This window comes from Nocardioides glacieisoli (assembly GCF_004137245.1).
GTDB lineage: Bacteria > Actinomycetota > Actinomycetes > Propionibacteriales > Nocardioidaceae > Nocardioides > Nocardioides glacieisoli.
The window spans coordinates 130,157-155,462 of record NZ_SDWS01000004.1; the positions used below are offsets into that span (position 1 = coordinate 130,157).

Genomic DNA, 25,306 nt, shown 5'->3' on the forward strand with positions numbered 1-25,306 from the left:
GACTGCATCAGGTGAGAGGGGCGGCGGGACCGTCGGGGCGCTGCATCCGCGAGGCGAGCATCCGGTCCGCGATGACCGCGACCTCCTCGTCGGGCATCCGCCGACCGCCGTCGGGCGTGATCACGTGGACGACCGGGAAGATCCGCCGGGTCAGGTCGGGGCCGCCGGTCGCGGAGTCGTCGTCGGCGGCGTCGTAGAGCGCCTGGATGACCGCAGTCACCGTGCCCTCCTCGTCGAGGTCCTCGCGGTAGAGCTTCTTGAGCGAGCCGCGGGCGAAGAGCGATCCGGAGCCGACGGAGTGGAACGCGGTCTCCTCGTAGCGCCCGCCGGTGACGTCGTAGCTGAAGATGCGGCCCTGGTCGGCCACCAGGTCGTAGCCGGCGAAGAGCGGGACGACGGCGAGCCCCTGCATCGCGAGGCCGAGGTTGGCGCGGATCAGCGCCGAGAGCCGGTTGGCCTTGCCGTCGATCGACAGCGTCATCCCCTCGATCTTCTCGTAGTGCTCGAGCTCGGTCTGGAAGAGCCGGACCATCTCGACGGCGAGCCCCGCGGTGCCGGCGATGCCGACCACGGAGAACTCGTCGGCCGGGAAGACCTTCTGGATGTCGCGCTGGGCGATGATGTTGCCCATCGTGGCGCGGCGGTCACCCGCCATCACCACGCCGCCGCTGAAGGTGGCGGCCACGATCGTGGTGCCGTGCGGAGCCAGGTCGGCGGCGTCACCGCTGGGCAGCGCCCGGCGCGACGGCAGGAGTTGGGGTGCCTGGGCCCCCAGGAAGTCGGCGAAGCTCGACGTGCCGGGGGTCATGTAGGACATCGGCAGTCGCGATCCGCTCATCCGGGGTCCCTGTCGGAACCGCAGCGCAGCGAGGATTTCGATGGGGTGGTCATCACTGTCCGCCCTTCTGGATGAACGACTTCACGAAGTCCTCGGCGTTGGACTCGAGGACCTCGTCGATCTCGTCGAGGATCGCGTCGACGTCCTCGTCGATCATCTCCTTGCGCTCGGCGACGTCGCTTTCGACGACCTCCTCGGTCGCCGTCTCCTCCTGCGAGGACTTGCGCGGCTGCTTCTGCTCCTGGGCCATGTCACGACCCTATCCACTCGCACCGACGCCACAAGGAGGTTCACCGTCGACGGACGGCGCGAGTCTCAGCGAGTGATGGCCGCGACCAGCGCCTGGGCGGTGTCCGAGCGGTCGATCAGCTCGCCGACGTGGGCCTTCGTGCCCCGCAGCGGGTCGATCGTCGGCACCCGCTGGAGCGACTCGCGGCCCGGCAGGTCGAAGATCACGGAGTCCCACGACGCGGCCGCCACCGAGTCGGCGTACTTGTCGAGGCAGCGGCCGCGGAAGTAGGCGCGGGTGTCGGTCGGCGGCTCGTGCATCGCGTGCTCGATCGTGTCGTCGTCGAGCAGCCGCTGGATCCGTCCCGACCCGGCGAGCCGGTGGTAGAGGCCCTTGTCGGGACGTACGTCGGCGTACTGCAGGTCGATGAGGTGCAGCTTGGCGTCGTCCCAGTCGAGGGAGTCGCGGTCGCGGTACTGCTGGAGCAGCTTGAGCTTGGCGACCCAGTCGAGCTCGGTGGCGCACTCCATGGGGTCGCGCTCGAGGCGGGTGAGCACCGACTCCCAGCGGGCGAGCACGTCGAGCGTCTGGTCGTCGGCGTCGGACCCGAGCCGGTCCTCGACGTGCTTGCGGGCGAGCTCGAGGTACTCCATCTGGAGCTGGACGGCGGTGAGCCGGCGTCCGTCGCGCAGCGTGACCAGGTGCTTCAGGGTCGGGTCGTGGGAGACGTCGCGCAGCGTGCGGACCGCGCCCTCCACCGTGAGGTCGCGGTCGATGAAGCCGTCCTCGATCATCGCCAGCACGAGGGCGGTGGTGCCGGCCTTGAGGTAGATCGAGATCTCCGCAAGGTTGGCGTCCCCGAGGATCACGTGGAGGCGCCGGTAGACCGCGGGATCGGCGTGGGGCTCGTCGCGGGTGTTGATGATCGGCCGCTTGAGGGTGGTCTCGAGCCCGACCTCGACCTCGAAGTAGTCGGAGCGCTGGCTGATCTGGAAGCCGCGCTCGGGCGTGGTGTCGCGCCCGTCCTGGCCGATCCCGACCCGGCCGGCGCCGGTGACGACCTGGCGGGACACGAAGAACGGCGTCAGGTGGCGCACGATCTCGGCGAACTGCGTCGAGCGCCGCATCAGGTAGTTCTCGTGGGCGCCGTAGGACGCACCCTTGTTGTCGGTGTTGTTCTTGTAGAGCACGATCGGCACGCTGCCGGGCACCTGCGCCGCCATCCGGGAGGCGTCGAGCATGACCTGCTCCCCCGCCTTCTCCCACCGCACCACGTCGAGCGGCGTCGTCACCTCGGGCGAGGAGTACTCCGGGTGCGCGTGGTCGACGTAGAGCCGGGCTCCGTTGGTGAGGATCACGTTGGCGAGGCCGAGATCCTCGTCGGTGAGCTGGGTCGGGTCGGCGATCTGGCGGGCCATGTCGAAGCCGCGGGCGTCGCGCAGCGGCGACTCCTCCTCGAAGTCCCACCGGGCGCGACGTGCACGGACGGTGGAGGAGGCGTACGCGTTGACGATCTGGGACGACGCGACCATCGGGTTGGCCGCGGGCTGGCCCTGCACCGAGATGCCGTACTCGACCTCGGTGCCCATCACCCGTCGTACGCTCATGGCATGAGCCTACGGGTGTGGGACGAGCGGGTCGTGCCGCGGCTGACGGACCTGAGCCTGCGCGGTCACGAGGTCGGCGAGATGCGCGAGACGACCTGCGCCGGGCTCACCGGGCGCGTGCTCGAGATCGGCTTCGGCAGCGGGCTCAACGTCCGGTGGTACCCGCCCGAGGTCACCTCGGTCACCGCGATCGAGCCCTCCGACCTCGGGTGGCAGCTCTCCGAGCGCCGCCGGGTGCGGAGCGCGCTGACCGTCGAGCGTGCGGGTCTCGACGGGCAGCGGCTCGACCTGCCGGACGACTCGCACGACAGCGCGCTGATCACCTTCAGCCTGTGCACCATCCCCGACCCGCTCCTGGCGCTGCGCGAGGCACGCCGGGTGGTGCGGCCGGGCGGGCGGCTGCACGTCCTCGAGCACGGGCTGGCGCCCGACGAGTCCGTACGCCGCTGGCAGCACCGGATGGAGCCGCTGCAGCGTGCGGTCGCCGGTGGGTGCCACCTCACGCGCGACACCCCGTCCCTCGTGGAGGAGACGGGATGGCGCATCGAGGACTCCGAGCAGGCCTACCTGCCCGGACCGGCCGTGTCACGGCCGTGGACCTACGGGTACCGGCTGCTGGCCGGCTGACGGGTCGCGCGGATCAGCGGCCCCGGCGGAGGAAGCCCGCGAGGAAGAGGACGACCAGGACGATGACGACGATGATCAGAATGGTTCGCATACGCTCAACCTAGTGGTTGCGGGACTTCGCACACACCCTCCGAAGGGTGTCCGGGGTGTCGCTCGATCAGTCGCGACGGTTGCCGTTGACGGCGGCCGCGTGCGCGGCATTGACGCCGACGATGCCGAGCCAGGCGACCACGACCGCGGGAAGCCCGTTGTCGGCTGCGACCATCGGCACGATCGTGATGGGGATGCCCACGCCGACAAAGATGATGCCGAGGACGAACTGGCGGATCCGCCCGCCCTCGCTTCCTGCCGTACGGCCCTGCACGAGCGCCACCTGGTCGGCCACGCGACGCTCGACCGTGCGCTCGATCCGCTCGGCGAAGCCGTCCACCAGCTCCGCGTCGTAGCGCGCGCCGAGCTCGCGACGGGTCGCCAGCGCGGCCTCGATGTCGCCGTGCCCGAGCTCCTCCTCGCGGTTCATCGCGGTCAGAGGTACTGGCCGGTGTTGGCCACGGTGTCGATGGAGCGACCCGGCTCGGTGCCCTGCTTGCCGGTGATGAGCGTGCGGATGAAGACGATGCGCTCACCCTTCTTGCCCGAGATCCGCGCCCAGTCGTCGGGGTTGGTGGTGTTGGGCAGGTCCTCGTTCTCCTTGAACTCGTCCACGCACGCCTGGAGCATGTGCTGCACGCGGAGACCACGCTGGGCGGGGTTGAGGTCGCTGTCGAGGAAGTCCTTGATCGCCATCTTCTTGGCCCGGTCGACGATGTTCTGGATCATCGCGCCGGAGTTGAAGTCCTTGAAGTAGAGGACCTCCTTGTCGCCGTTGGCGTAGGTGACCTCGAGGAAGCGGTTCTCCTCCGACTCGGTGTACATCCGCTCGACCGTCGCACGGATCATCGCCGCCACCGTCGCCTCGCGGTCGTCGTTGAACTCGGCCAGGTCGACCGTGTGCAGCGGCAGCGACGACGTGAGGTACTTGGAGAAGATGTCGCGCGCCGACTCGGCGTCGGGTCGCTCGATCTTGATCTTCACGTCGAGGCGGCCAGGACGCAGGATCGCGGGGTCGATCATGTCCTCGCGGTTGGACGCACCGATGACCAGCACGTTCTCCAGCGCCTCGACGCCGTCGATCTCGCTGAGCAGCTGCGGCACGATGGTGTTCTCCACGTCGGAGGAGACACCCGAGCCGCGCGTGCGGAAGAGCGAGTCCATCTCGTCGAAGAACACGATGACGGGCGTGCCCATCGACGCCTTCTCACGCGCCCGCTGGAAGACCAGCCGGATGTGGCGCTCGGTCTCGCCGACGTACTTGTTGAGCAGCTCGGGACCCTTGATGTTGAGGAAGTAGGACTTCCCCGACGCTCCGGTGCGCTCGGAGACCTTCTTGGCCAGCGAGTTGGCGACCGCCTTGGCGATCAGCGTCTTCCCGCAGCCGGGCGGGCCGTAGAGCAGCACGCCCTTCGGCGGCTTGAGCTGGTGGTCCTTGAAGAGCTCGGGGTGGAGGTAGGGCAGCTCGACGGCATCGCGGATCGCGTCGATCTGCGCGACCAGGCCACCGATCTGCGAGTAGTCGATGTCGGGGACCTCCTCGAGGACGAGCTCCTCGACCTCCGACTTCGGCACGACCTCGTAGACGTAGCCCGCCCGGGTGTCGAGCAGCAGCGAGTCGCCGGCGCGGATCGTCACGTCCTCGGCGCGCAGCGGCTCCGCGAGGCGGACGACCCGCTCCTCGTCGGCGTTGGCGATCACCAGCGCCCGCTCGCCGTCGGCGAGGATCTCCTTGAGCATCACGACCTCGCCGACCTGCTCGAAGTCGAGCGCCGCGACGACGTTGAGGGCCTCGTTGAGCATGACCTCCTGGCCGCGCACGAGGTCGTCCATGTCGACAGCAGGGCTCACGCTCACGCGCAGCTTGCGGCCGCCCGTGAACACGTCCACGGAGTCGTCGTCGTTGCGTGCGAGGAACGTGCCGAAGCCGGCGGGCGGCTGCGCCAGCCGGTCGACCTCCTCCTTGAGCGTGGTGATCTGGTCGCGGGCGTCGCGCAGGGTCTGTGCGAGTCGCTCGTTCTGGCTCGAGACGGCGGCCAGCGACCGCTGCGCGTCGGCCAGCCTGCTCTCGAGGCCGCGGGCCTGACCCGGCACGTCGTCGAGGCGGCGTCGCAGGTCGGTGACCTCGGCCTCCAGATAGCGCACCTGAGTGGCAAGTTGCTCGCGTGTCGGCTCGGACATGGGCACCTCCTCCGTCGATTGCGACACTACCCACTCACCCGTGGGACGGAAGTGAATATCCAGCCGTGTTGGTCACCGTTTCGCAACGGCGGCGTCAGGCGGTGGCGTCGTTGAGCCGCCCGATCGCGGCGAGCTCGTCGTCGGTGAACTCGCCCGACACCTCGAGCACCCGCTGCAGCACCGCGGACTTGCCGGCGATGTAGGTCTCGATGTCCATCGCGGGGTCGGCTGCGAGCGCCAGCTTGACCGCGGCGTACGCGTCGCGGAGGTCGTCGCGGGCGCGGAGCACGTCGCGGACCGCCAGGTGGTTGCGGACGTTCGTCGTGCCCGCGGTGCAGACGTAGACGTGGCGTCGCGGCTCGTCGGGGGCGTAGAAGGCCTCGCGACCGGTGACGCCGAGGTCGCCCCGGTGGACGTAGCCGACCGACTCCAGCGCGGTCACCGCACCCGTCACGTCGGCGGCGTCCACGACCACGTCGATGTCGAGGATCGGCTTGGCGGCCAGCCCGGGCACCGAGGTGGAGCCGACGTGCTCGACGCGCGCCGAGCCGATCCCGGCCAGCGCGTCCCGCAGGACCGCGGCCACGGCCTCGAACTGCTCGGCCCACCCGGGCGACCAGTCGACGACGCGAATCTCGCTCACTAGTCCGCTTCGACGGTCTCGACGGTCTCGACCGGCGGCAGGTCGGCCGGCCGCGGTCCGGTGTAGTCGGGGCCGTACGCCCCGGGCGCGGGCCGGCGGGTCTTGCGCGGCGGCTTTTCCCCCGGTGCCATCCGGCGGGCGGTGACCAGGAACGCGGTGTGCCCGATCATCTTGTGGCCCGGTCGCACGGCCAGGCCCTCCACGTGCCAGTCGCGCACGAGCGACTCCCACGGCTGCGGCTCGGTGAAGCCACCGTGGACGCGCAGGGTCTCGACCACCCGGGAGAGCTGGGTGGTCGTCGCGACGTAGGCGCAGACGATCCCCCCGGGCACCAGCGCGTCGGCGACGACGTCGACGCAGTTCCACGGGTCGAGCATGTCGAGGATGATCCGGTCGACCTGGTGGCGACCGTGGTCGGCCAGACCTTCCTTCAGGTCGCCGAGGCGCAGGTCCCACGCGGGATGGGTCTGGCCGTCCGGGGCGGAGAAGAACTGGTTCACGTTGCGGCGGGCGACGTCGGCGAACTCCTCACGCAGCTCGTACGACGTCACGCTCCCCCACGGCCCGACGGCCCGGAGCAGCGAACAGGTCAGTGCGCCCGACCCGGCGCCGGCCTCGACCACCCGGGCACCCGGGTAGATGTCGGCGAGGGCGACGATCTGCGCGGCGTCCTTCGGGTAGACCACGGCCGCTCCGCGCGGCATCGAGACGACGAACTCGTTGAGCAGCGGCCGGAAGACGAGGTACTGCCCGCCCGCGGACGAGACGAGGGTGAAGCCCTCGTCGCGGCCGATCATGTCGTCGTGGTCGAGATGGCCCTTGTTGGAGAAGAACCGCTTGCCGGCGACCAGCTCGAAGTTGTGCTTGCGGCCCTTCTGGTCGACGAGCCGCACCCACTCGCCCTCGCGCAGGGGGCCGCGGTGGACGCCGGACCAAGCCTCGGCGGGGACGTCAGCTCTGTCGACTGTGGGGGGCTCGGACATGGCCGGAAGACTAGTGGCGCGGGTGCCGATTCACTCAGCCGACGAAGCCTCCCGGGCTCAGCGCGCGGCGTTCTCGCGGAAGGCCCGGTCGACGTCAGCAGTGGCGAGCACGCCGTAGATGCGGCCGTCGGCCTCGACCAGGAGGTACTCCTCGGCAGGGCGCCGGCTGATCGCGAGCACCAGCTCCTCGCCGGCCACCGTCGCCGGCAGGGTGAGACCCTCCTCGATCGCCCGCGCCACGGTCGAGACGGGCACCCACGGGCGCCGGTCCTCGGGCATCGCGGTCACGGCCGCCTCGCTGACGATGCCGAGCGGCCTGCCGTCGGGCGCGACGGTCACGATGCTGCCGGCCTGCGCCTCCTGCGCCCGCCGGACGGCCTCGCCCAGCGGCAGGTCCGAGGGGACGGTGAGGGTACGACGCGCGAGCGGGCGCGCGACCAGGGCCGGCAACCGCTCACGCAGCTTGGCGTGGGCCATCGCGGCGGTGGCGCCGGTCCAGAGGAACAGCCCGAGGATGAAGACCAGGACGATGTCGATGATCTGCGGCTCCGTGCCGATCAGGGGCCTTTGCACGACGGGCCACAGCAGCAGGGCGAGGGCCGTGATCCGGCCGCCCCACCCGGCGACGATCGTGGCGCGGTACTGGTTGCCGGAGGCTCGCCACACCGCCGACTTGAGCACGCGGCCGCCGTCGAGCGGGAGGCCGGGGACCAGGTTGAGCACGCCGATCACGAGGTTGGCGCTCGCCAGGCCGCCGACGGCCAGGCGGACGAGGCCGTCGGGCATCACGAGGTAGCCCCCCAGCGCCACTGCGCCCACCGCGATCGAGGTGAGCGGGCCGACCACGGCGATCCAGAACTCGTCGCGCGGCTTGCGGGACTGGCCGTCGATCTCGGTCATGCCGCCGAGGAAGTGGAGGGTGATCGAGTTGACGCCGTAGCCCAGGCGCTTGGCCACCACGGCGTGCGACGCCTCGTGGAGGAGCACCGACAGGTAGAGCACGACCGCGAAGACGAAGCCGGCGACGTACTTCAGGAACCCCAGTCCGGCCTGCTCCTGCTCGATCCGCGGGGCGAACGTCACCGCGATCAGGAGCGCGACGATGAACCACGAGCTCGTGATGAGCACGTCGATGCCCACGATCGACCCGACCCGGAACGTGCCTGGAGGGCGCGGCGAGGGCGCTCTGTGGCGCTCGCCGTCGGCTGGATCGGTGGGGTCGGGCACGCCACGAGCCTAGCCAACGGCCCCGACAGCGGCGCGCTCGGCAGACCCGCCCTCGACGGGACTGTCGGAGTGCTCGCCTAGGGTGAGCCGCGCCATGACGATCCCGACCGCAGCGCAGGGCGCGCCACCTGTCGTCGAGTCCCCCGCCGAGCGGGTCTCGACGCCGGTCGACGGCGTCGACGTGCTGGGTGCGATCTCACCGAGCCGCGCGGGCGACTTCATGGCGTGCCCGCTGATGTACCGGTTCCGCACCATCGACCGGCTGCCCGAGGCGCCCTCCCCCGACGCCGCCCGCGGGAGCCTGGTCCACAAGGTGCTGGAGGACCTCTTCGACCTGCCCGCCCCGGACCGGACGCCCGAGCGCGCCGGCGGGATGCTGGAGCCGAGCTGGGACGCGCTCGTCGAGGCGGAGCCGGGGCTCGAGGAGATGTTCGGCGAGGCCGGCCCCGACTTCACCGCCTGGCTCGCGTCCTGCCGCACGGTGCTCGAGCGCTACTTCGACCTCGAGGACCCGCGCCGCCTCGAGCCAGCGGACCGCGAGCTCTACGTCGAGGCGCTCCTCGACTCCAAGCTGCTGCTCCGCGGCTTCGTCGACCGGGTCGACGTCGCGCCCGACGGCCGGATCCGAGTGGTGGACTACAAGGGTCTCGCACTGGACACCCGGCTTCCAACACCCACGGGTTGGACCACGATGGGTGATGTCGTGGTCGGAGACCGGTTGATTGGGAGGGACGGACGGCCGACCACAGTGACCCTGAAGTCCGAGGTCCACTCCCGCCCGTGCTTTCGAGTGTCCTTCCGCGACGGCTCGTCCGTCATCGCGGACAACGTGCACCTCTGGCGTGTCGTCACCAGCCACCGGCAGCACCGCACAGAACACGTCATCTCGACGGAGCAGATGATCGACGAGCTGGCCGCGTTGCGCGAGCAAGGGCGACCGAACTCGATGTGGGTGGAGGCGGCAGATCGGGTCGACCTGCCACCGGGCAACCCCTTGTTGATTCCGCCGTGGCTGCTCGGCGCTTGGTTGGGGGACGGCGACACTCGTGCGGGATCGCTGACGGTCGGCCGCGAGGACGTCGCCGACATGAGCACGCTGGTGAAGGCGGTATGGCTGGGTGACGTGCTCATCCGGGAGGAGCCAACGGCATTCCGAATGACGCCGAGCAAGAGGGCAGACGAGTGCACCTACGGACATGCCGAGTTCCGACCGGCGACTCCAGGTCATCCCATTCGTCGTTGTGCACGCGAGAGCGAGCACTCCAGCATGCAGCAGACCAACACTCCGCTCTCCGGACTGCTGCGCCGTGAGGGGGTGCTCGGGCGCAAGCGCATCCCGCAGCACTACCTCCGCGCGTCCAACGACGAGCGTGTGGAGCTCTTGCGCGGACTCATGGACACCGACGGCTGGTGGAACACCGTCCGCAGACGGGCGGGATTCACCACCACCGACGACCAGTTGGCGCTCGATGTCGTGGAGCTCTTGCACACGTTGGGAATCAACCCGTGTCACTTCCAGAAGCCATACGTGAACACGGTCCGGCAGGACCGCACGTGGCACGTCATCGAATTCACGCCCGTCCATTTCAATCCGTTCTCGCTGCCGCGCAAGGCAACTGCGTGCGAAGGTGCCATCACGTCCGTGCAGCGTGCCCTGGCGACGCGACGCGTCGTGGCACGGGTCGATCCTGTGCCGTCGGTACCGACGCAGTGCGTGGCTGTCGACGCACCTGACTCCATGTACCTGTGTGGCGACGGTTTCATCCCCACGCACAACACGGGCAAGAGCCCGAGCGAGGGCTACGAAGCCAAGGCGCTCTTCCAGATGAAGTTCTACGCCCTCGTCATCTGGAAGCTGCGCGGCGTCGTCCCGTCGATGCTGCAGCTGATCTACCTCGGCAACGGCGAGATCCTGCGCTATGAGCCCGACGAGGACGACCTGCGCGCGACCGCGCGGAAGGTCGAGGCGGTCTGGGCTGCGATCCGCCTCGCGCAGGAGACCGGCGACTGGCAACCGAACCCGTCCCGCCTCTGCGACTGGTGCTCGTTCCACGCGTTCTGCCCCACCAAGGGCGGCACGATCCCGCCCCTTCCCGAGCCGACGCCCGCAGCCGTCGACGTCTCGACCGACGAGTCGGAGGACTGACCGCCCGGGAGGTCAGACCCCGATGTACGCCTCGGGCGGGGCGGTCGGTCCGGCGTCGGGTCCGCCGAAGCCGGGCGTCGTGATCGTGGCCTCGACCTCGTGGCGCTGGATCTCGCCCGAGGCGATCTTCTCGGCGAAGTGGCACGCGACCCGGTGGCTGTCCGAGGCGCCCGACACCTCCACGACCCGCAGCTGGGGTCGCTCGGTGTCGCAGAGCGTCTCCTGCTTCCACGGGCACCGGGTGTGGAAGCGGCAGCCGCTCGGCGGGTTGGCGGGCGAGGGCAGGTCGCCGGTCAGCAGGATCTGCTCGCGCGTGTCCTCGACCTGGGGGTCGGGCACGGGCACCGCAGACATGAGCGCCCTCGTGTAGGGGTGGAGCGGTACGTCGTACAGCTCCGCTCCGCCGGACTCCTCGACGAGCGCCCCGAGGTACATCACGCCGATGCGGTCGCTGATGTGGCGCACGACGGCAAGGTCGTGGGCGACGACGAGGTAGGTCAGGCCGAGCTTGTCCTGGAGGTCCTGGAGCAGGTTGATCACCTGCGCCTGGATCGACACGTCGAGGGCGCTCACCGGCTCGTCGGCCACGATCAGGTCCGGCCCGACGGAGAGGGCGCGGGCGATGCCGATGCGTTGGCGCTGGCCGCCCGAGAACTCGTGCGGGTACTTGCTGAGTGCTGCCACCGGCAGCCCGACGTCCGACATCAGCTCGCGCAAGCGCGCCCGGGTCGCGTCTGTGTCGGTGTCGAGGCCGTGGGCGCGGAGGCCCTCGAGCAGCAGGGACTCCACGGTCTGGCGCGGGTCGAGGCTGGACATCGGGTCCTGGAAGACCATCTGGAAGCGCTTGCGCGCATGCCTCAGGTCCTCGCCCTTCAGCGAGGCGATGTCGGTGCCGTCGAAGACGACCGACCCGGCGGTGGGCGGCTCGAGGTTGAGGATCGCCTTGCCGAGGGTGGACTTGCCGCACCCCGACTCCCCCACCAGCCCGTAGGTCTCGCCGCGGCGGATGCTCAGGTCGACGCCGTCGACGGCGCGCACATGGCCGACGGTGCGGTCGAAGATGATGCCGCTCTTGATCGGGAAGTACACCTCGAGGTCGGTGACCTCGACCAGCACGTCCGGAGCGTCGGAGGTCTGCGTCATCGGGTGCCTCCCATGGGGTTGAAGCACCGGAAGCCGACGACCTGGTCGCCCTCCCACTGCGGCGTCTCCGCGGTGCACGGGTCGATCGCGTTCGAGCAGCGGGGTGCGAAGGCGCAGGCTGCGGTCCACGGCAGGTTGTCCGCCACCGAGCCCGGCACCGGCGACAGCTTGTCGCCGCGTGCCGCGTCGAGGCGCGGGATCGAGTTCAGCAGGCCCACCGTGTAGGGGTGGCGCGGGTCGCGGAAGAGGCCGTGGCGGCCACCGCGCTCGACGACCTTGCCGCCGTAGAGCACGTTCACCTCGTCGCACAGCCCGGCGACGACACCGAGGTCGTGGGTGATCATCACGAGCGCCGTGCCGGTGTCGACGACGAGCTCCTTGAGCAGGGCCAGGATCTGCGCCTGGATCGTCACGTCGAGGGCCGTGGTGGGCTCGTCGGCGATGAGCAGCCGCGGGTTGCAGGCCAGCGCCATGGCGATGAGCGCCCGCTGGCGCATGCCGCCGCTGAGCTGGTGGGGGTAGTTCAGCAGCCGGGCCTTCGGGTCCGGGATGCCCACGCGCTCGAGGAGGTCGGCCGCCTTCGGCGTCGCCTGCTTGCGGCTCAGGCCCTGGTGGCGCTCCATCACCTCAGTGACCTGGCGCCCGATCGAGATCACCGGGTTCAGCGACGACAGCGGGTCCTGGAAGATCATCGCGATCTCCGACCCGCGCCGGTCGCGCATCGCCGACGGCGACAGCGTCAGCAGGTCCTCGCCGTCGAAGATCGCGCTGCCCGACACCCGGTTGCCGCGTCCGGGGAGCAGCCCCATGATCGCCAGCGACGTGACGGACTTGCCGCAGCCGGACTCGCCGACGAGCCCGACGGTCTGCCCCGGACGCACGTCGAAGCTGACGCCGTCGACGGCGTGGAACTCCTCCTCGCCCTGGCGCTGGAACGTCACGCGCAGGTCGCGCACGGAGAGCAGCGGCTCGGACGAGCCTGCTCCGGGACGGCTGCTGTGCTGGGTGGCCTGGGTCATCTCGTCACCTCCTGGACTTCGGGTCGAGGGCCTCGCGGAGCGACTCCCCCATCAACGTGAAACCGAGGGCCACGACGATGATGCAGCCGGCCGGGTAGAAGGCCAGGTGCGGCGCCTCGGAGATGTAGCGCTGGGCCAGGCCGAGCATCTGCCCCCACTCGGGCTGCCGCTGGTCGGGGTTGCCGAGGCCGAGGAACGACAGCGCGGCCGCCTCGATGATGGCGGTCGCCAGCGACAGCGTGGCCTGCACGATCACCGGGCCCATCGCGTTGGGCAGCATGTGCCGGAACACGATCGCCCGGGGTCGTACGCCGAGGGAGCGGGCCGCCAGGACGTGGTCGCTCGAGCGCTGCGCGAGCATCGACCCACGCAGCAGCCGCGCGAAGATCGGCACCTGCGTCGTCGCGATCGCGATGATCAGCGTCCACTGGCTCGGCTCCCGTGCCAGCGAGGCGATCGTGAAGGCCAGGAGGAGGGCCGGGAAGGACAGCATCACGTCGACGATGCGCATCACGACGGTGTCGACGAAGCCGCCGATCGCGCCGGCGAGCGCACCCAGGGTGATGCCCCCCAGCAGACCCAGAAGGGTGGCGAACACACCGACCACGAGGGTCTGCCGGCTGCCGACCAGGAGCCGCGAGAACAGGTCGCGCCCGCGGTCGTCGGCGCCGAGCAGGTGGCCGGGCTCCGGACCCGGCACGGGGTTGGACTGGGGCCGGACCTTGTCGATGAGGGGGTTGGCGGTGACGTCCCACGGCGCGATCCACGGCGAGATGATCGCCAGCACGACGAAGACGAGGGTGATGGCGGCACCGACCAGGAAGACCGGGTCGCGGCGCAGCCGCTCCCAGGCGCTGCGCAGCAGGGACTTGCCCGGCTCGTCGACCACGGTGCCTGCGGTGGCGAGCGCGTCGATGCGCTCCTTGCGACGGTCGCCGAGCGTCGGCCGCCGGGAGGGTCCGGTGTTGTCGTCCATCACGTCACCTCGTCCTGATCCGTGGGTCGATCAGCGCGTAGGCGATGTCGACCAGCAGGTTGACGAGCACGAAGATGACGGCCCCCATCAGGATCAGCACCTGGAGGACCGCGTAGTCCTTCTCGCGGAACGCGGTGGCGAGGGCGTCGCCGATCCCGCGGTAGGAGAAGACGGACTCGGTCAGCACGGCGCCAGCGAGGAGCCCGCCGACCTGGAGGCCGATGGTGGTGACGACGGGAAGCATGGCGTTGCGCAGCACGTGGCGACCGCGCACCACCCGGGCGGTGAGTCCCTTCGCCTCGGCGGTGCGCACGTAGTCCTCGTCGAGGACGTCGAGCACCGAGGCGCGGGTGATGCGGAAGATCACCGCGAACGGGATGCTCGCCAGGGCGACGGCCGGGAGGATGAGGTGCTTGAAGGCGTCCCACGACGCGTCCCACTCGCGGGTCAGGATGCCGTCGAGGACGAACATCCCGGTCACCCGGGTGGCGTCGAGACCGGTGGTCTGCCGCCCCGAGACCGGGAGCAGGTTCCACTCGACGGCGAAGAAGTACTTGAGCAGGAACGCGAGGAAGAACACCGGGACCGCGACGCCGACGAGCGAGAAGATCACCGCTCCGGTGTCGACGGCCGACCCGTGGCGACGGGCCGCCATGTAGCCCAGCGGGATGCCGAGCGCGATCGCCAGGAACAGCGCGAGCAGCGAGAGCTCGACGGTGGCGGGCAGCCGGTCGAGGAAGACCTGCAGGGCGTCCTCACCGGGGAGGACCTTGGTGGAGACGCCGAACTTGCCCTGGGACGCGCGCTCGAGGAACCGCAGGTACTGCACGTGGAGCGGCTGGTCGAGGCCGAGCGCGGCCTCGAGTGCTGCCCTGCGCGCCGGGGTCTGGCGCTCCCCGAGGATCGCCGACACCGGGCCGCCGGGCAGCGAGCGCAGCCACACGAAGATGAGCATCGACAGCACGAAGGCCACCAGGCACATCTGCAGGATGCGACGTACGACGAAGCGAAGCAATGGAACTCCTCACGCAGGCGCGGGTCCGGGGGCCGTCGCTGGGACGGCCCCCGGACCTCACACCGATCGGTCGGTCACCGGGCGGGAGTCACTCCCCTCCGACGCTGACGCTGTCGAACTCCTCGGCCGTCAGCGGGCTCGGGACGACGCCCTCGACACCCGGACCGACCACGAGGGCCGGCGGCGAGTGGCTGATCGGCAGGCCCGGGAGGTACTCGTCCATGATCTGCTGGTTGATCGTCTCGAAGGCGGCACCACGCTCGGCGTCGTCGACGACGGCGTCGGCGGCCTTCAGGTCGTCGGCCAGCTGCTTGCCCCACGGGTACGCCTCGGTGCCGAAGTCGTTCTCCTTGAGGTTGCCGAAGAACGTCCCGACGAAGTTGAACGGCGAGTCGTAGTCACCGGTCCAGCCGAGGATGTACGCGTCGTACTTGCCGGCCGTGACGTTGTCGAGGTAGCCACCGTTCCAGGAGGCCGTCTTGACGTTGACCGTGATGCCCACGGCCTCGAGGTCGGTGCGCAGCGCCTCGTAGATCTTCTCCGGGTCCGGCATGTAGGGCCGGCTGACCTCGGTCGGGTAGGCGAAGTTGAGCGTCAGGTCCTCGGCGCCGGCCTCGGCCAGGAGTCGCTTGGCCTCTTCGGGGTCGTAGGCGTAGGGCTCAAGCTCGGTGTTGTAGCCGCTGACCGTGTCGGGCATGAACTGCGTCGCCACGGCGGCACCCTCGGGCAGTTGCGTGGAGACGAGCTGGTCGCGGTTGAGCGTGTGGTAGAGCGCCTTTCGGACGTTGAGGTCCTTCAGCGCAGGGTTGCCCTCGCCGTTCAGGCCGAGGTAGAGGATGTTGAACGGGTCGCGCACCTCGACGCTGTTGCCGTCCTCCTCCAGGCCGGCCCAGTCGACCGGGTTGGGGAGGTCATAGCCGTTGATGCTGCCGGCCTCGAGCTCCTGGCGTCGCGTGCTCTCGTCGGGGATCACCCGGAAGACGAGCTCGCTCGTCTGGGCCGCGTCGCCCCAGTAGTCGTCGTTGCGCGCGAGCGAGATCGTGCCGTTGGCCTCGTCGTACTCACCGAAGGTGAACGGGCCGGTGCCGACGGGGGCATTGGCGTACGCCGGGAAGCTGAAGCCCTCACCCTCGGCGGCGATGCCGTTGGCATCACCCTCCTCGAGCGCCTTGGGCGACTGCATCGAGAGCGACTCGAGCGAGAGCATCGTCGGGAAGCCGGACGTCGGGCCGCTGATCGAGACCGTGGCCTCGAACTCACCGGTGGCCTCGCAGCCCTGGTAGAGCGAGTTCTCGGCGTCGTTGGAGAACGCGCCCATGACGTAGCCCCAGTACTCGCCGGCGGTCTGGCCGGCCTCGTTCTGGTCGAACATCCGCTCGAAGTTGTAGCAGACCGCCTCGGCGTTGAAGGCCTCGCCGTCATGGAAGGTCACGTCGTCGCGGAGCGTGAAGGTCCACTCGGTGCCGTCGTCGTTGGGGGTCCACTCGGTGGCGAGCTCGGGGACGACCTCGGCGGTGCCGGGCTCGATGCCCACCAGGCCCTCGAACATCTGCCGGGTGACGCGGAACGTCTCGCCGTCGGTGGCGTAGAAGGGGTCGAACATCTCGGGAGCGCCGGCGGCACCGAAGACGAACGTGCCGTCGCCGCCGCCTCCCTCGCCGCCGCCGTCGTCGCTGCGCTCACTGTCGGCGCAGCTCGCGAGTGTGGCGGCCGCCAGAACTGCTGCGGTGAGTGTGGCCGCGTTGCGTCTCAAAGACATCCGTTGTCCTTCCGAAAGGGTGGTGCGATCGAGTTGTTCCCGCACCCTAGACCGGTCGATGTGACCCGGGCCACCGCGACATGGTCACGGTCGCATCACGTGTCAGGCGCGGACCAGTCTCGCGAGACCAGCAGCGCCGAGGCCGACGAGGGTGTCGACGAAGACGCGGCCCTCGCCCTCGAGGATCGGCACGTGGTGGGGCACGCAGAGGGTCGTGCAGCCGGCCGCGACGGCCGACTTGGCGCCGGTGTTGGAGTCCTCGATGGCCACGCAGTCCTCGGGGGCGAGCCCGAGCTCGGCGGCCGCGGTCAGGTAGGGCTCGGGGTGGGGCTTGCCGAACTCGACCCGGTCCCCGGTGACGATGCTGGCGAAGATCCCGTCCGGGAGGCGAGCCAGGATCGGGTCGACGAAGCGCTGCCACGACATCGTGACGAGCGCGCACGGGATGCCCTGGGCATGCAGGTCCGCGAGGAGCTCTCGGGCGCCGGGGCGCCACGGCACCTCGACCTCCACCCGCGCCACCACGCCGTCGAGGAGCTCGTCGACGATCTGCTGCGGCGTGCGGTCGATCCCCATGTGCACGCGGATGTAGTCGCCGGAGTCGAGGAGGGCACTGCCGACGAGGTTCATCGCGTGCTCGTGCGACCAGATGCCGCCGTACTTCTCTGCCAGCGCGTACTCGGTGTCGATCCAGTAGGGCTCGGTGTCGACGAGGGTCCCGTCCATGTCCCAGAGCACGGCGGACATCGAGCGAGGCGTCACCGGTGCAGGCACGCCGAGGACCCTACCCACGCGAGGTGACCGTCGACGGACCGGGCGGGTCGTCAGCCTCGGCTGACGAAGTCGACGAGCTCCGCCGCCACGCGAGAGGCGCCCGCGGCGTTGAGGTGGGCTCCGTCGGAGGTGTAACCGCCGAACAGCGCCTGATCGCCTGTTGCCCCGTCCGGCCCCTGCGCCTCGATCGAGGCGATGTCGAACAGCTGGTCGGGTCCGTACGCCGCGCGCATCAGGTCGTTGTAGCGCTCCCGCGCTGCGTTGTCGTCGCGGCCGAGCACCACCTTGACGCGGTCCTTGATCCCGCGTGGCCCGGTCGTCAGCGGGACGGTCATGTGGACGAAGCGGACGTCCGGGAAGTCCGCCTCGAGGCGGTCCATCGTCTGCCGGTAGGTCTCGAACAGGTCCTCGACGTCGGTGTACCAGCTGACGTCGACGTAGCAGAACTTCAGTGCGGCCAGGTCGACCTGGTCGCCCAGGCCGCCTCGCACCAGGGCCTCGAAGTTCTCCAGCTTGCCGACTGGGTGCCGGTTCTCACCGATGAGGGCGTGCGCCAGCACGCCACCGGCCGGCAGGTCGGGCACCTCGGTGGCGGCCACCTCGACCTCCACCTCGGCCACCGGTCCGACGCCGTGCGCCGCGCCGACCTCCCGGAGCCCCGACAGGATGTTCTTGCCCACCGACATGTGGCCGAAGAAGATGCGGCGCTCCGAGAACGCCTGCAGGTCACTGGCCTCCACGAGCGTCGCCCCTTCGTCAGCCGCCGGCTCGAACCTGGGTGTCGGGTCCCAGAACGTCAGCAACGTCACCGCGGCGGCCAGGCCGACCACGACCGCCGCCGCTGCCAGTCGAACGAACACTCGAGCCCCCTGTCTCCGGTGACGCGACCACCTTCTCCCCAGCGCTCCTCACTGGTGGCCCGTCGTGCACGGACGTCCCCAAGCGAGGGGATATCCACGCTCATCCGGCACCGCCCCGGTGGCTGCGTGACTGACTCGGCGGGTGGGGAGTTGCGTGGTCGCAGCAGCGACGGCGCGCGCACCGTCATCGGGGCTCCGCTGCGGAGTTCCAGTCATCATGGGGAGACGCAGATGCAGGCGCACGTGGAGGATCAGCTCAAGCAGTTCATCGTGGACTCGTACCTGTTCGGGGACACGACGCGGATGCCAGGGGACTCGGAGTCGCTCCTGCGGGCCGGGGTCCTGGACTCCACCGGGGTGCTCGAGCTGATCGAGTTCCTGGAGGCCGAGTTCTCGATCACGGTCGAGGACGTCGAGACCGTTCCCGACAACCTGGACAGCATCGCCGGTGTCGTCCGGTTCGTCGCGGCCAAGCGCCACGCAGGTGAAGGGGCGGCGTGACCGCCGACCTGGTGGCCCGCCTCCTCGCCGAGTCCGTCCACCTGCCCCCTGAGGGGGACCCCGCGCAGGCAGCCCTGCGCTGGGCGATCCTGATCGAGGACTCCCTCGGTGTCGTCCTGTCGGACGAGCAGATCGGTTCGGTGTCGCTCGCGGACCCCGAGCACCTCAGGGCGCTCGTGACCGCCGCCCCTCGCTCCCGCTGATGTGCGGCATCTGCGGCATCGTCAGCTTCGACCGGAGCGTCGACGCTGACCTCGTGGCCGACATGGTCACCAGCCTCGAGCACCGCGGTCCGGACGACTCCGCCGTGGTCGTGGACCACGGTGCCGTCCTGGGGCACTCCCGGCTGGCGCTGATCGACGTCGCCGGAGGTGCGCAGCCGCTCGGCAGCGCCGACGGCACGCTCTGGGTGACGTTCAACGGCGAGGTGTTCAACTACGTCGAGCTGCGGGAGGAGCTGCGGTCGCTCGGCCACCACTTCACGACGGTCAGTGACACCGAGGTGGTCGTCCACGCCTACGAGCAATGGGGGGCGTCCTGCGTCGAGCGCTTCAACGGTCAGTGGGCCCTCGCCGTGTGGGACCGCAGGCGACGACGACTGGTGCTCGCCCGTGACCGCATGGGCGTACGCCCCCTCTACTACCGCGTCCTGGGGCGCGAGCTGGCCTTCGCCTCCGAGGTCAAGACCCTCTTCACCGACCGCAGCGTGACCCGCGAGCTCGACCCGGCGGGCCTGAAGCAGGTGTGGACCTACTGGTCCTGCGTGGCCCCGAGCACCGTGTTCACCGACATCCGGCAGCTGGCGCCCGGTCACGTGGCGACGTTCGACGACACGGGTCTGCGCGTGGACCCGTACTGGTCCCAGGACTTCCCCGAACGAGGACGCGAGGCCTCCCAGGACCTGGAGGAGAACGCCGCGGCGCTCCGCGAGGCCGTGACGAGGGCGACGCGGCTGCGGTTCGAGCGGAGCGACTTCCCGGTCGGCGCCTACCTCTCGGGCGGACTCGACTCGGCGGTCACCGCGGCGACCATCCGCCATGCCACGTCGGCGGACCTCACGACCTTCTCGGTCCGGTTCACCGACGACGAGTTCGACGAGGGCCCCTACCAGCGGTTGATGGTCGAGCGCCTCGGCACGACGCACCACACTGTCGACGTGTCCCACCGCGACATCGCCGAGGTCTTCCCGGAGGTGGTCCGCCAGGCGGAGTCCCCGCTGCTCCGCAGCGCGCCCGCCCCGCTGTTCCTGCTCTCCCGGCTCGTGCGGGAGAACGGCTACAAGGTGGTGGTCACCGGGGAGGGCGCCGACGAAGTCCTCGGGGGGTACGACATCTACCGCGAGGCGCGGGTGCGCCAGTTCTGGGCACGCGACCCGGGCTCGACGATGCGCGACGGAGCCGTCGGCCTCCTGTACCCCTGGCTGGCGCGCAACCCGGGCAAGGCCCCGGCCTTCGCCCGCAGCTTCTTCGGCGCCGGCGCCGACCCGACCGACCGGGCCATGTCGCACCACCCGCGGTGGAGCAGCACGTCCGCCCTCACCGCCATGCTCTCGCCTGCGCTGCAGAGCAGCATGGCCGCGACGGCGGTCGCCGACCCGGCCGAGCGGATGCCGGCCGCGGCGGAGGACTGGGACCCGCTGAGCCGGGCCCAGTGGCTGGAGATCGCCACGCTGCTGCCCGGCTACATCCTGGCCTCGCAGGGCGACCGGATGCTCATGGCCAACTCCGTCGAGGGTCGCTTCCCGTTCCTCGACCGCGAGGTCGTCGAGCTGGCCTCCCAGCTGCCGGCCCGGCACAAGCTGTTCGGCCTCGAGGAGAAGTTCGTGCTGAAGCGGGCGTTCGCCGACCTGGTGCCGCCGGAGATCCTGGCCAGGCCCAAGCAGCCCTACCGCGCCCCGGACGCGCCCAGCTTCTTCGCAGACGGAGTTCCCGACTGGGTCGCGGAGGTGACCTCGCCGCGCGCGCTGGCCGCCGCTGGCGTCTTCGACCCCCGCCAGGTCGCCGGCCTGGTGGAGAAGGCACGCCGGCGCAGCCGGAGCTTCGGCAACACCGACAACATGAGGATGGTCTCCGTCCTCTCCACCCAGCTGCTCCACGAGCAGCTCGTCGTCGGTTCAGGCCTGGACCGGCCCGGACGGCTCGCTCCCAGGCGGGTCGTCGACATCCGCGACACCGAGGAGGACGCATGACCACCACTGCCGAGACGACTACTGCCGGGACGAGCAGCGCACTCGACATCGACTGCGAGGCCGAGACCCAGCGCATCGTCGTCGTGCTGCGGCGCTACCTCGTCGACGTACGGAGGAAGGGCTACGTCGTGGCCCTCTCGGGAGGCATCGACTCCAGCGTCACCGCCGCGCTGTGCGTGGCGGCCGTCGGCCCCGGCCGCGTCTTCGGGCTCCACATGCCCGAGCGGGCCTCGGCCCCCGAGACGCTGCGGCTGAGCCGCGAGGTCTCGGACACGTTCGGCTTCGACTCGGAGGTCGAGGAGATCGCGGACACCCTCGAGGCGGTCGGTTGCTACCGCCGGTACGACGAGGCGGTGCGCCGCGTGGTCCCGGACTACGGGTCCGGCTGGCGCTCGAAGATCGTGCTGCCGAGCGTGACGGAGGACGACGCCCTGCGCATCTTCTCGATCGTCGTGGAGGACCCGGACGGGGTCCGCAGCCGGCACCGGCTGACGACCGAGGCCTACCTGGGCGTCCTGGCGGCCACCAACTTCAAGCAGCGGGTGCGCAAGATGCTCGAGTACCACCACGCGGACCGCCTCAACTACGCCACCACCGGCACCCCGAACCGGCTGGAGTACGACCAGGGATTCTTCGTCAAGCTCGGCGACGGTGCCGCCGACGTGAAGCCGATCGCCCACCTCTACAAGACGCAGGTCTACGCGTTGGCCGCGTACCTGGGCGTGCCGGCCGAGATCCGCGCGCGTCCCTCCACGACCGACACCTACTCCTTGGCCCAGTCGCAGGAGGAGTTCTACTTCTCGCTCCCCCACCACCTCATGGACCTGTGCCTCCACGCCCGCGACCACGACGTGCCGGTGCACGAGCTGGCCGCCTCCGTGGGCCTGGACGTCCCCTCGGTCGAGCGCGTGCTGCGCGACATCGACCAGAAGCGCCGCACCACCACCTACCTCCACCAAGCACCCGTGCTGGTCGAGCCGATCGCGGCGGTCGACGGTTGAGATGACCACGCAGCAGGCGGAGGAGGTCCGGACGGCGTCCCGCGGACGAGTCGTCCGGGGCGGGTCGGCGCTCGCGGCCGCGTCGGCCGTCGAACGCCTGGCGCGGCTCGGTCGCAACATGCTGCTCGCGCGCGTCATCGCGCCGGACCAGTTCGGCCTCATGGCCGTGGTCCTGGCCGTCCTGGCCCTGTTCGAGGCTCTCACCGAGGTCGGCGTCGCCCAGGCCGTCATCCAGAACGCGCGCGGCTCGACACCGGCGTTCCTCAACGTCGCGTGGTGGTTCGGCGTGGCGCGCGGGGTCGTGGTCGCCGTGGCGACCCTCGTGCTGGCGGGCCCGATCGCCAGCTTCTACGACATGCCCGACCTCGAGCCGCTGCTCATGGTCGCCGGGCTCAGCGTCGTCTTCACCGGGCTCGTCAGCCCGCGGGTGTACGCCCTGCAGCGTGAGCTCCGCTTCGGCGCCACCCTCGTCGCCTTCCAGGGCGCAGCAATGCTGGCGACCCTGGCCACGCTGGCGCTGGGGCTGTGGATGCAGAACGTGTGGGCGTTGCTGTGGGGCGCCGTGCTCGAGTCCCTGCTCCGGTTCCTCCTCTCGTTCGTGGTTGCCCCGTTCCGGCCGGGCCTGCACTGGGACCGCGAGTCCCGGCGGGACCTGTTCCGCTTCACTCGCGGCATGGCCGGACTGTCCCTGCTCACCTTCCTCGTCATGCAGGCCGACACGTTCGTCCTGGCCAAGGTCGTCACCGTGGAGGAGGTCGGCGTCTACGCCATGGCGATCGCCCTGGCCGCCGTCCCGCTGACGATCTTCAGCAAGGCCGTCCAGCCGCTGGTCGTGCCGGTGCTGGCACGGCTGCAGGCGGACCCGGTCGAGATGCGCCGCGCGGTGCTGCACATGTCCCGCCTGGTGTGGCTGTTCGGCCTCCCCCTGGTGGCCGTCCTTGCCTCCGCCGCGGAGCCGCTCCTCGTCCTGGTCTACGGCCGGGAGGAGTTCGGTCGTGCCGCAGCGGCCTTCGCGGTCTACTCGCTCTTCGTCGTGGTCTACATGGCCTCGATGGTGACGTTCTCGGTCTACCTCGCGCTCGGTCGGCCTGAGCTGCAACGGCGCTTCACCGTGGTCAGGGCAGGGCTCGTCGTGGTGCTGGTCTACCCGCTCACCGCGGCACTCGGCGGCACCGGGGCTGCGCTCGCCCTCCTCGTCTCGATGATCGGGGCGATGGCCGTGCAGCTGACGAGCCTGCGACGGGTGATCGGCCTGGGCGTCGCCGACTACCTGCGCACCGTGCCGCCGGGGGTCCTCGCCGCCACGCCGGCGCTCCTCGTCGTGCTCACCGTGTGGGCGTCCGGTCGCCCGGGCTGGCTCGTGGTGGCGGTGGCTGCGGCAGCCGGTGCCGCGACCTGGGTCGTGCTCGCGCTCCTGGAGCGCCACCCCCGCCCGCTGCCCATCCTGCGCACGGCCGTCGGAGGACCGTCGTGAGCGCCCCGGTCGACGTGTCCGTGGTCATCGTCAGCTGGAACACGCGCGACCTCCTCCTCGAGGTCGTCGACTCCCTGAGGTCGACCACCCACCGGACGTCCTACGAGGTGATCGTCGTCGACAACGCCTCCAGCGACGGGTCGGTCGAGGCGCTCACCGAGCGGCACCCCGACGTGACCGTGATCGTCAACCCCGACAACTACGGCTTCGCGAGGGCGAACAACATCGGCTTCGCCGTGGCCCGGGGCGCGGCGTACTGCCTGGTCAACACCGACGTGGTCGCGCACGACGGCGTGATCGACGAGCTGTGGTCCTACCTGGAGCAGCACCCCGGCGTCGGCGCCGTGGCGCCGATGACGCTGCACGCCGACGGCCGCGTCCGCGCGAACGTGCGCCGCTTCCCGGACCTGCGCAACGCCCTGGGCGACCACCTGTGGCTCAAGCGGTTGCTCCCGAGCGTCTTCCCCGGCCGGTCGACGCCGCTGGACACCCTCCGCTCGACCCACTCGGCGGAGGTCCTCTCCGGCTGCTTCCTCATGGTGCGCCGCGGCGCGGTCGACGAGGTCGGCCCCCTCGACGAGGGGTTCTTCTTCTACGGCGAGGACACCGACTGGGCCCGTCGGCTGCGCGACGGCGGGTGGGACTGCGTCTACCACCCGGCGGCGACCGCCACCCACCTCGGCGGCGGCTCCACGGCGGCGCACCCCGTGACGTACTACCTGGCGATGGAGAAGTCGGACCTGCGCTACTGGAACAAGCACCAGTCCCCCAGGGCCCGCGACGCCTACGTCGCCATCCGGCTGCTCCACAACCTCGCGTCGATCGCGGTCTGGGCCCTCGTGTGGGTCGGGCGACCGCGCCAGCGCGACCGCGCGGGGCTGAAGGTGCGTGGCAACGCACGGAACACGGGGTGGCTGCTCACCCACCTGGAGAGGGGCTAGACATCGTTACCGTCACCCTGCGAGAGCAACCACGCGTCCGGGTCGGCCGCCGAGGTGCCGGGGAAGCCGGGGCTGAGGAGGAACTTGACCTCGCCGCGACGCCAGCGCAGTCCCGCGCGGCGCAGGCGCGCGTCCAGCCGGGTGCCGGGCACCGACCAGGCCTGCAGCAGCCGGCAGCCGTTCCGCTCCGCTCGGGCCGCCGCTGCACGGACCAGGTGTCGCAGCGCGGCCCGGTCGTCGACCTCGTGCACCAGCTCCATCAGCTCACCCACGCCGATGCCACGCCGACGGGTGCGTCCCAGCACCGCGATGCCGACGAGCCGTCCTTCCCTCCGCAGCTCGAGCAGGTCGTAGTGATCGGGGTTCGCGACGTAGCGCCAGTTCAGGTACGTCGCGTCGCGGACCTGTGCGACCCGGTGGGCCGGCGCGACCCGCGCCCACAGCTTGTCCGCCTCCTCGTCGAAGCGGTCCACCTCCCTGCACTCGACCCCGGTGGGGAGCCGCGCGCGGCCGCCCAGCGGGCCCGGCCGCAGGACACGGAGCCGGTAGACCAGCGAGAACTCCTCGCGATAGCCCCAGCGGCCCGTGAAGATCGGGTAGGAGTTCACCGAGGGGGTCACGTACCAACCGGCCACACCGGCGCCGGCGGCCTCGTCGAACACCGAGTCGGTGCACCGGCGCATGAGGCCACGGCCCTGCCACTCCGGGTCGGTGAACATGTCCATGGTCTTGCCGACCAGCACCCGCTCCCCGTCGACGAGGAAGACCTTGGGTGCGAGGGCGAAGCTGGCCACGATCCGGTCGCCGAGCCGCGCGGAGTGCACGAAGGCGCGCCCCGCCGGGTTCTGCTCGTACATCCACCGGTAGTAGTCGGCCGACTTGTCGCGCAGTCGCAGACGTGCCCCGTCCCCGCTCATGCGGGTGACGAGGTCGGAGACCAGCTCGGCGTCGCCGTCGCGGAGCGGTCCGTACGCCGGCTCGGCCGCCGAGTGGTCTGCCGGGTCCACGCCGTCTCCCTTCGCGAGCCACACCAGTCGTCGAGTGCGAGCCGGGGCCCGCAGGCGTGGGATGGGCCTCAGGGTAG

At 70.5% G+C, this 25,306-nt stretch carries 24 protein-coding genes; 8 read left to right on the top strand and 16 right to left on the bottom strand.

What is annotated here, in order from left to right; all coding sequences use genetic code 11:
• Window positions 1–7: 7 nt before the first annotated feature.
• The 3 genes from prcB to dop form a co-directional block, all read right to left on the bottom strand.
• Complete coding sequence (prcB, locus tag EUA06_RS10415; RefSeq protein WP_129475299.1) at window positions 8–838, bottom strand: proteasome subunit beta; 831 nt, start codon at window positions 836–838, stop codon at window positions 8–10.
• A 52-nt stretch (window positions 839–890) separates the two neighbouring features.
• The gene (locus EUA06_RS10420) at window positions 891–1,088 is read right to left on the bottom strand and encodes a ubiquitin-like protein Pup (protein WP_129475301.1); all 198 of its coding nucleotides are present in this window, start codon (window positions 1,086–1,088) and stop codon (window positions 891–893) included.
• Window positions 1,089–1,153: 65 nt separating this feature from the next.
• Window positions 1,154–2,674, bottom strand: coding sequence for a depupylase/deamidase Dop (dop, locus tag EUA06_RS10425; protein ID WP_129475303.1), 1,521 nt, complete (start codon window positions 2,672–2,674; stop codon window positions 1,154–1,156).
• A gap of 3 nt (window positions 2,675–2,677) precedes the next feature.
• On the opposite strand from dop, the gene EUA06_RS10430 reads away from it, so the two are divergent.
• A complete protein-coding gene (locus EUA06_RS10430; protein WP_207208305.1) occupies window positions 2,678–3,301 on the top strand; it encodes a class I SAM-dependent methyltransferase in 624 nt (207 codons plus the stop codon).
• 157 nt (window positions 3,302–3,458) lie between these two features.
• Here the strand turns inward: EUA06_RS10430 and EUA06_RS10435 are convergent, their stop codons facing one another.
• The 5 genes from EUA06_RS10435 to EUA06_RS10455 all read right to left on the bottom strand — a co-directional run bounded on the left by EUA06_RS10435 (window position 3,459) and on the right by EUA06_RS10455 (window position 8,425).
• Entirely contained in the window at window positions 3,459–3,821 is a 363-nt protein-coding gene (locus tag EUA06_RS10435) for a hypothetical protein (RefSeq protein WP_129475305.1), read from the bottom strand.
• A 5-nt stretch (window positions 3,822–3,826) separates the two neighbouring features.
• A complete protein-coding gene (gene arc / locus EUA06_RS10440) occupies window positions 3,827–5,572 on the bottom strand; it encodes a proteasome ATPase (RefSeq protein WP_129475307.1) in 1,746 nt (581 codons plus the stop codon).
• 94 nt (window positions 5,573–5,666) lie between these two features.
• Window positions 5,667–6,215, bottom strand: coding sequence for a GrpB family protein (locus EUA06_RS10445; protein ID WP_129475308.1), 549 nt, complete (start codon window positions 6,213–6,215; stop codon window positions 5,667–5,669).
• Window positions 6,215–7,198 carry a tRNA (adenine-N1)-methyltransferase gene (locus EUA06_RS10450; protein ID WP_129475310.1) on the bottom strand — a complete coding sequence of 328 codons (984 nt, stop codon included), beginning with the start codon at window positions 7,196–7,198 and terminating at the stop codon, window positions 6,215–6,217. The genes EUA06_RS10445 and EUA06_RS10450 overlap by 1 nt, the downstream gene beginning before the upstream one ends.
• A gap of 57 nt (window positions 7,199–7,255) precedes the next feature.
• Entirely contained in the window at window positions 7,256–8,425 is a 1,170-nt protein-coding gene (locus EUA06_RS10455) for a site-2 protease family protein (protein WP_242498082.1), read from the bottom strand.
• A gap of 94 nt (window positions 8,426–8,519) precedes the next feature.
• On the opposite strand from EUA06_RS10455, the gene EUA06_RS22995 reads away from it, so the two are divergent.
• The gene (locus EUA06_RS22995) at window positions 8,520–10,571 is read left to right on the top strand and encodes a PD-(D/E)XK nuclease family protein (protein ID WP_242498083.1); all 2,052 of its coding nucleotides are present in this window, start codon (window positions 8,520–8,522) and stop codon (window positions 10,569–10,571) included.
• 12 nt (window positions 10,572–10,583) lie between these two features.
• Here EUA06_RS22995 and EUA06_RS10475 read toward each other — a convergent pair whose 3' ends face one another.
• The 7 genes from EUA06_RS10475 to EUA06_RS10505 all read right to left on the bottom strand — a co-directional run bounded on the left by EUA06_RS10475 (window position 10,584) and on the right by EUA06_RS10505 (window position 18,117).
• On the bottom strand, window positions 10,584–11,714 hold the full coding sequence (locus EUA06_RS10475) for an ABC transporter ATP-binding protein (protein ID WP_129475312.1): 1,131 nt from the start codon (window positions 11,712–11,714) through the stop codon (window positions 10,584–10,586).
• Complete coding sequence (locus EUA06_RS10480) at window positions 11,711–12,733, bottom strand: ABC transporter ATP-binding protein (RefSeq protein ID WP_129475314.1); 1,023 nt, start codon at window positions 12,731–12,733, stop codon at window positions 11,711–11,713. Before EUA06_RS10480 ends, EUA06_RS10475 begins: the two co-directional genes overlap by 4 nt.
• Window positions 12,734–12,737: 4 nt before the next feature.
• Window positions 12,738–13,709, bottom strand: coding sequence for an ABC transporter permease (locus tag EUA06_RS10485; protein WP_129475316.1), 972 nt, complete (start codon window positions 13,707–13,709; stop codon window positions 12,738–12,740).
• Window positions 13,710–13,713: 4 nt separating this feature from the next.
• Window positions 13,714–14,724: an ABC transporter permease gene (locus EUA06_RS10490; RefSeq protein ID WP_129475318.1), complete on the bottom strand. Its 1,011-nt coding sequence runs from the start codon at window positions 14,722–14,724 to the stop codon at window positions 13,714–13,716.
• Between the two features lie 88 nt (window positions 14,725–14,812).
• Window positions 14,813–16,483, bottom strand: coding sequence for an ABC transporter substrate-binding protein (locus tag EUA06_RS10495; protein WP_129475320.1), 1,671 nt, complete (start codon window positions 16,481–16,483; stop codon window positions 14,813–14,815).
• 102 nt (window positions 16,484–16,585) lie between these two features.
• Window positions 16,586–17,257: an HAD family hydrolase gene (locus EUA06_RS10500; RefSeq protein ID WP_242498084.1), complete on the bottom strand. Its 672-nt coding sequence runs from the start codon at window positions 17,255–17,257 to the stop codon at window positions 16,586–16,588.
• Between the two features lie 50 nt (window positions 17,258–17,307).
• Entirely contained in the window at window positions 17,308–18,117 is an 810-nt protein-coding gene (locus tag EUA06_RS10505; protein WP_129475322.1) for an SGNH/GDSL hydrolase family protein, read from the bottom strand.
• 231 nt (window positions 18,118–18,348) lie between these two features.
• On the opposite strand from EUA06_RS10505, the gene EUA06_RS10510 reads away from it, so the two are divergent.
• The 6 genes from EUA06_RS10510 to EUA06_RS10535 are packed head-to-tail and all read left to right on the top strand — an operon-like array spanning window position 18,349 to window position 24,222.
• Complete coding sequence (locus EUA06_RS10510) at window positions 18,349–18,618, top strand: acyl carrier protein (protein WP_129475324.1); 270 nt, start codon at window positions 18,349–18,351, stop codon at window positions 18,616–18,618.
• Complete coding sequence (locus EUA06_RS10515; RefSeq protein ID WP_129475325.1) at window positions 18,615–18,821, top strand: hypothetical protein; 207 nt, start codon at window positions 18,615–18,617, stop codon at window positions 18,819–18,821. The genes EUA06_RS10510 and EUA06_RS10515 overlap by 4 nt, the downstream gene beginning before the upstream one ends.
• Window positions 18,821–20,806: an asparagine synthase (glutamine-hydrolyzing) gene (asnB, locus tag EUA06_RS10520; RefSeq protein WP_129475327.1), complete on the top strand. Its 1,986-nt coding sequence runs from the start codon at window positions 18,821–18,823 to the stop codon at window positions 20,804–20,806. The genes EUA06_RS10515 and asnB overlap by 1 nt, the downstream gene beginning before the upstream one ends.
• Window positions 20,803–21,807: an NAD(+) synthase gene (gene nadE / locus EUA06_RS10525; RefSeq protein ID WP_129475329.1), complete on the top strand. Its 1,005-nt coding sequence runs from the start codon at window positions 20,803–20,805 to the stop codon at window positions 21,805–21,807. The genes asnB and nadE overlap by 4 nt, the downstream gene beginning before the upstream one ends.
• A 1-nt stretch (window position 21,808) precedes the next feature.
• The gene (locus EUA06_RS10530; protein ID WP_129475331.1) at window positions 21,809–23,281 is read left to right on the top strand and encodes an oligosaccharide flippase family protein; all 1,473 of its coding nucleotides are present in this window, start codon (window positions 21,809–21,811) and stop codon (window positions 23,279–23,281) included.
• A complete protein-coding gene (locus tag EUA06_RS10535) occupies window positions 23,278–24,222 on the top strand; it encodes a glycosyltransferase family 2 protein (protein WP_165354337.1) in 945 nt (314 codons plus the stop codon). The genes EUA06_RS10530 and EUA06_RS10535 overlap by 4 nt, the downstream gene beginning before the upstream one ends.
• Here EUA06_RS10535 and EUA06_RS10540 read toward each other — a convergent pair.
• Window positions 24,219–25,229 carry a GNAT family N-acetyltransferase gene (locus tag EUA06_RS10540; protein WP_129475335.1) on the bottom strand — a complete coding sequence of 337 codons (1,011 nt, stop codon included), beginning with the start codon at window positions 25,227–25,229 and terminating at the stop codon, window positions 24,219–24,221. The genes EUA06_RS10535 and EUA06_RS10540 overlap by 4 nt on opposite strands.
• Window positions 25,230–25,306: the final 77 nt, after the last annotated feature.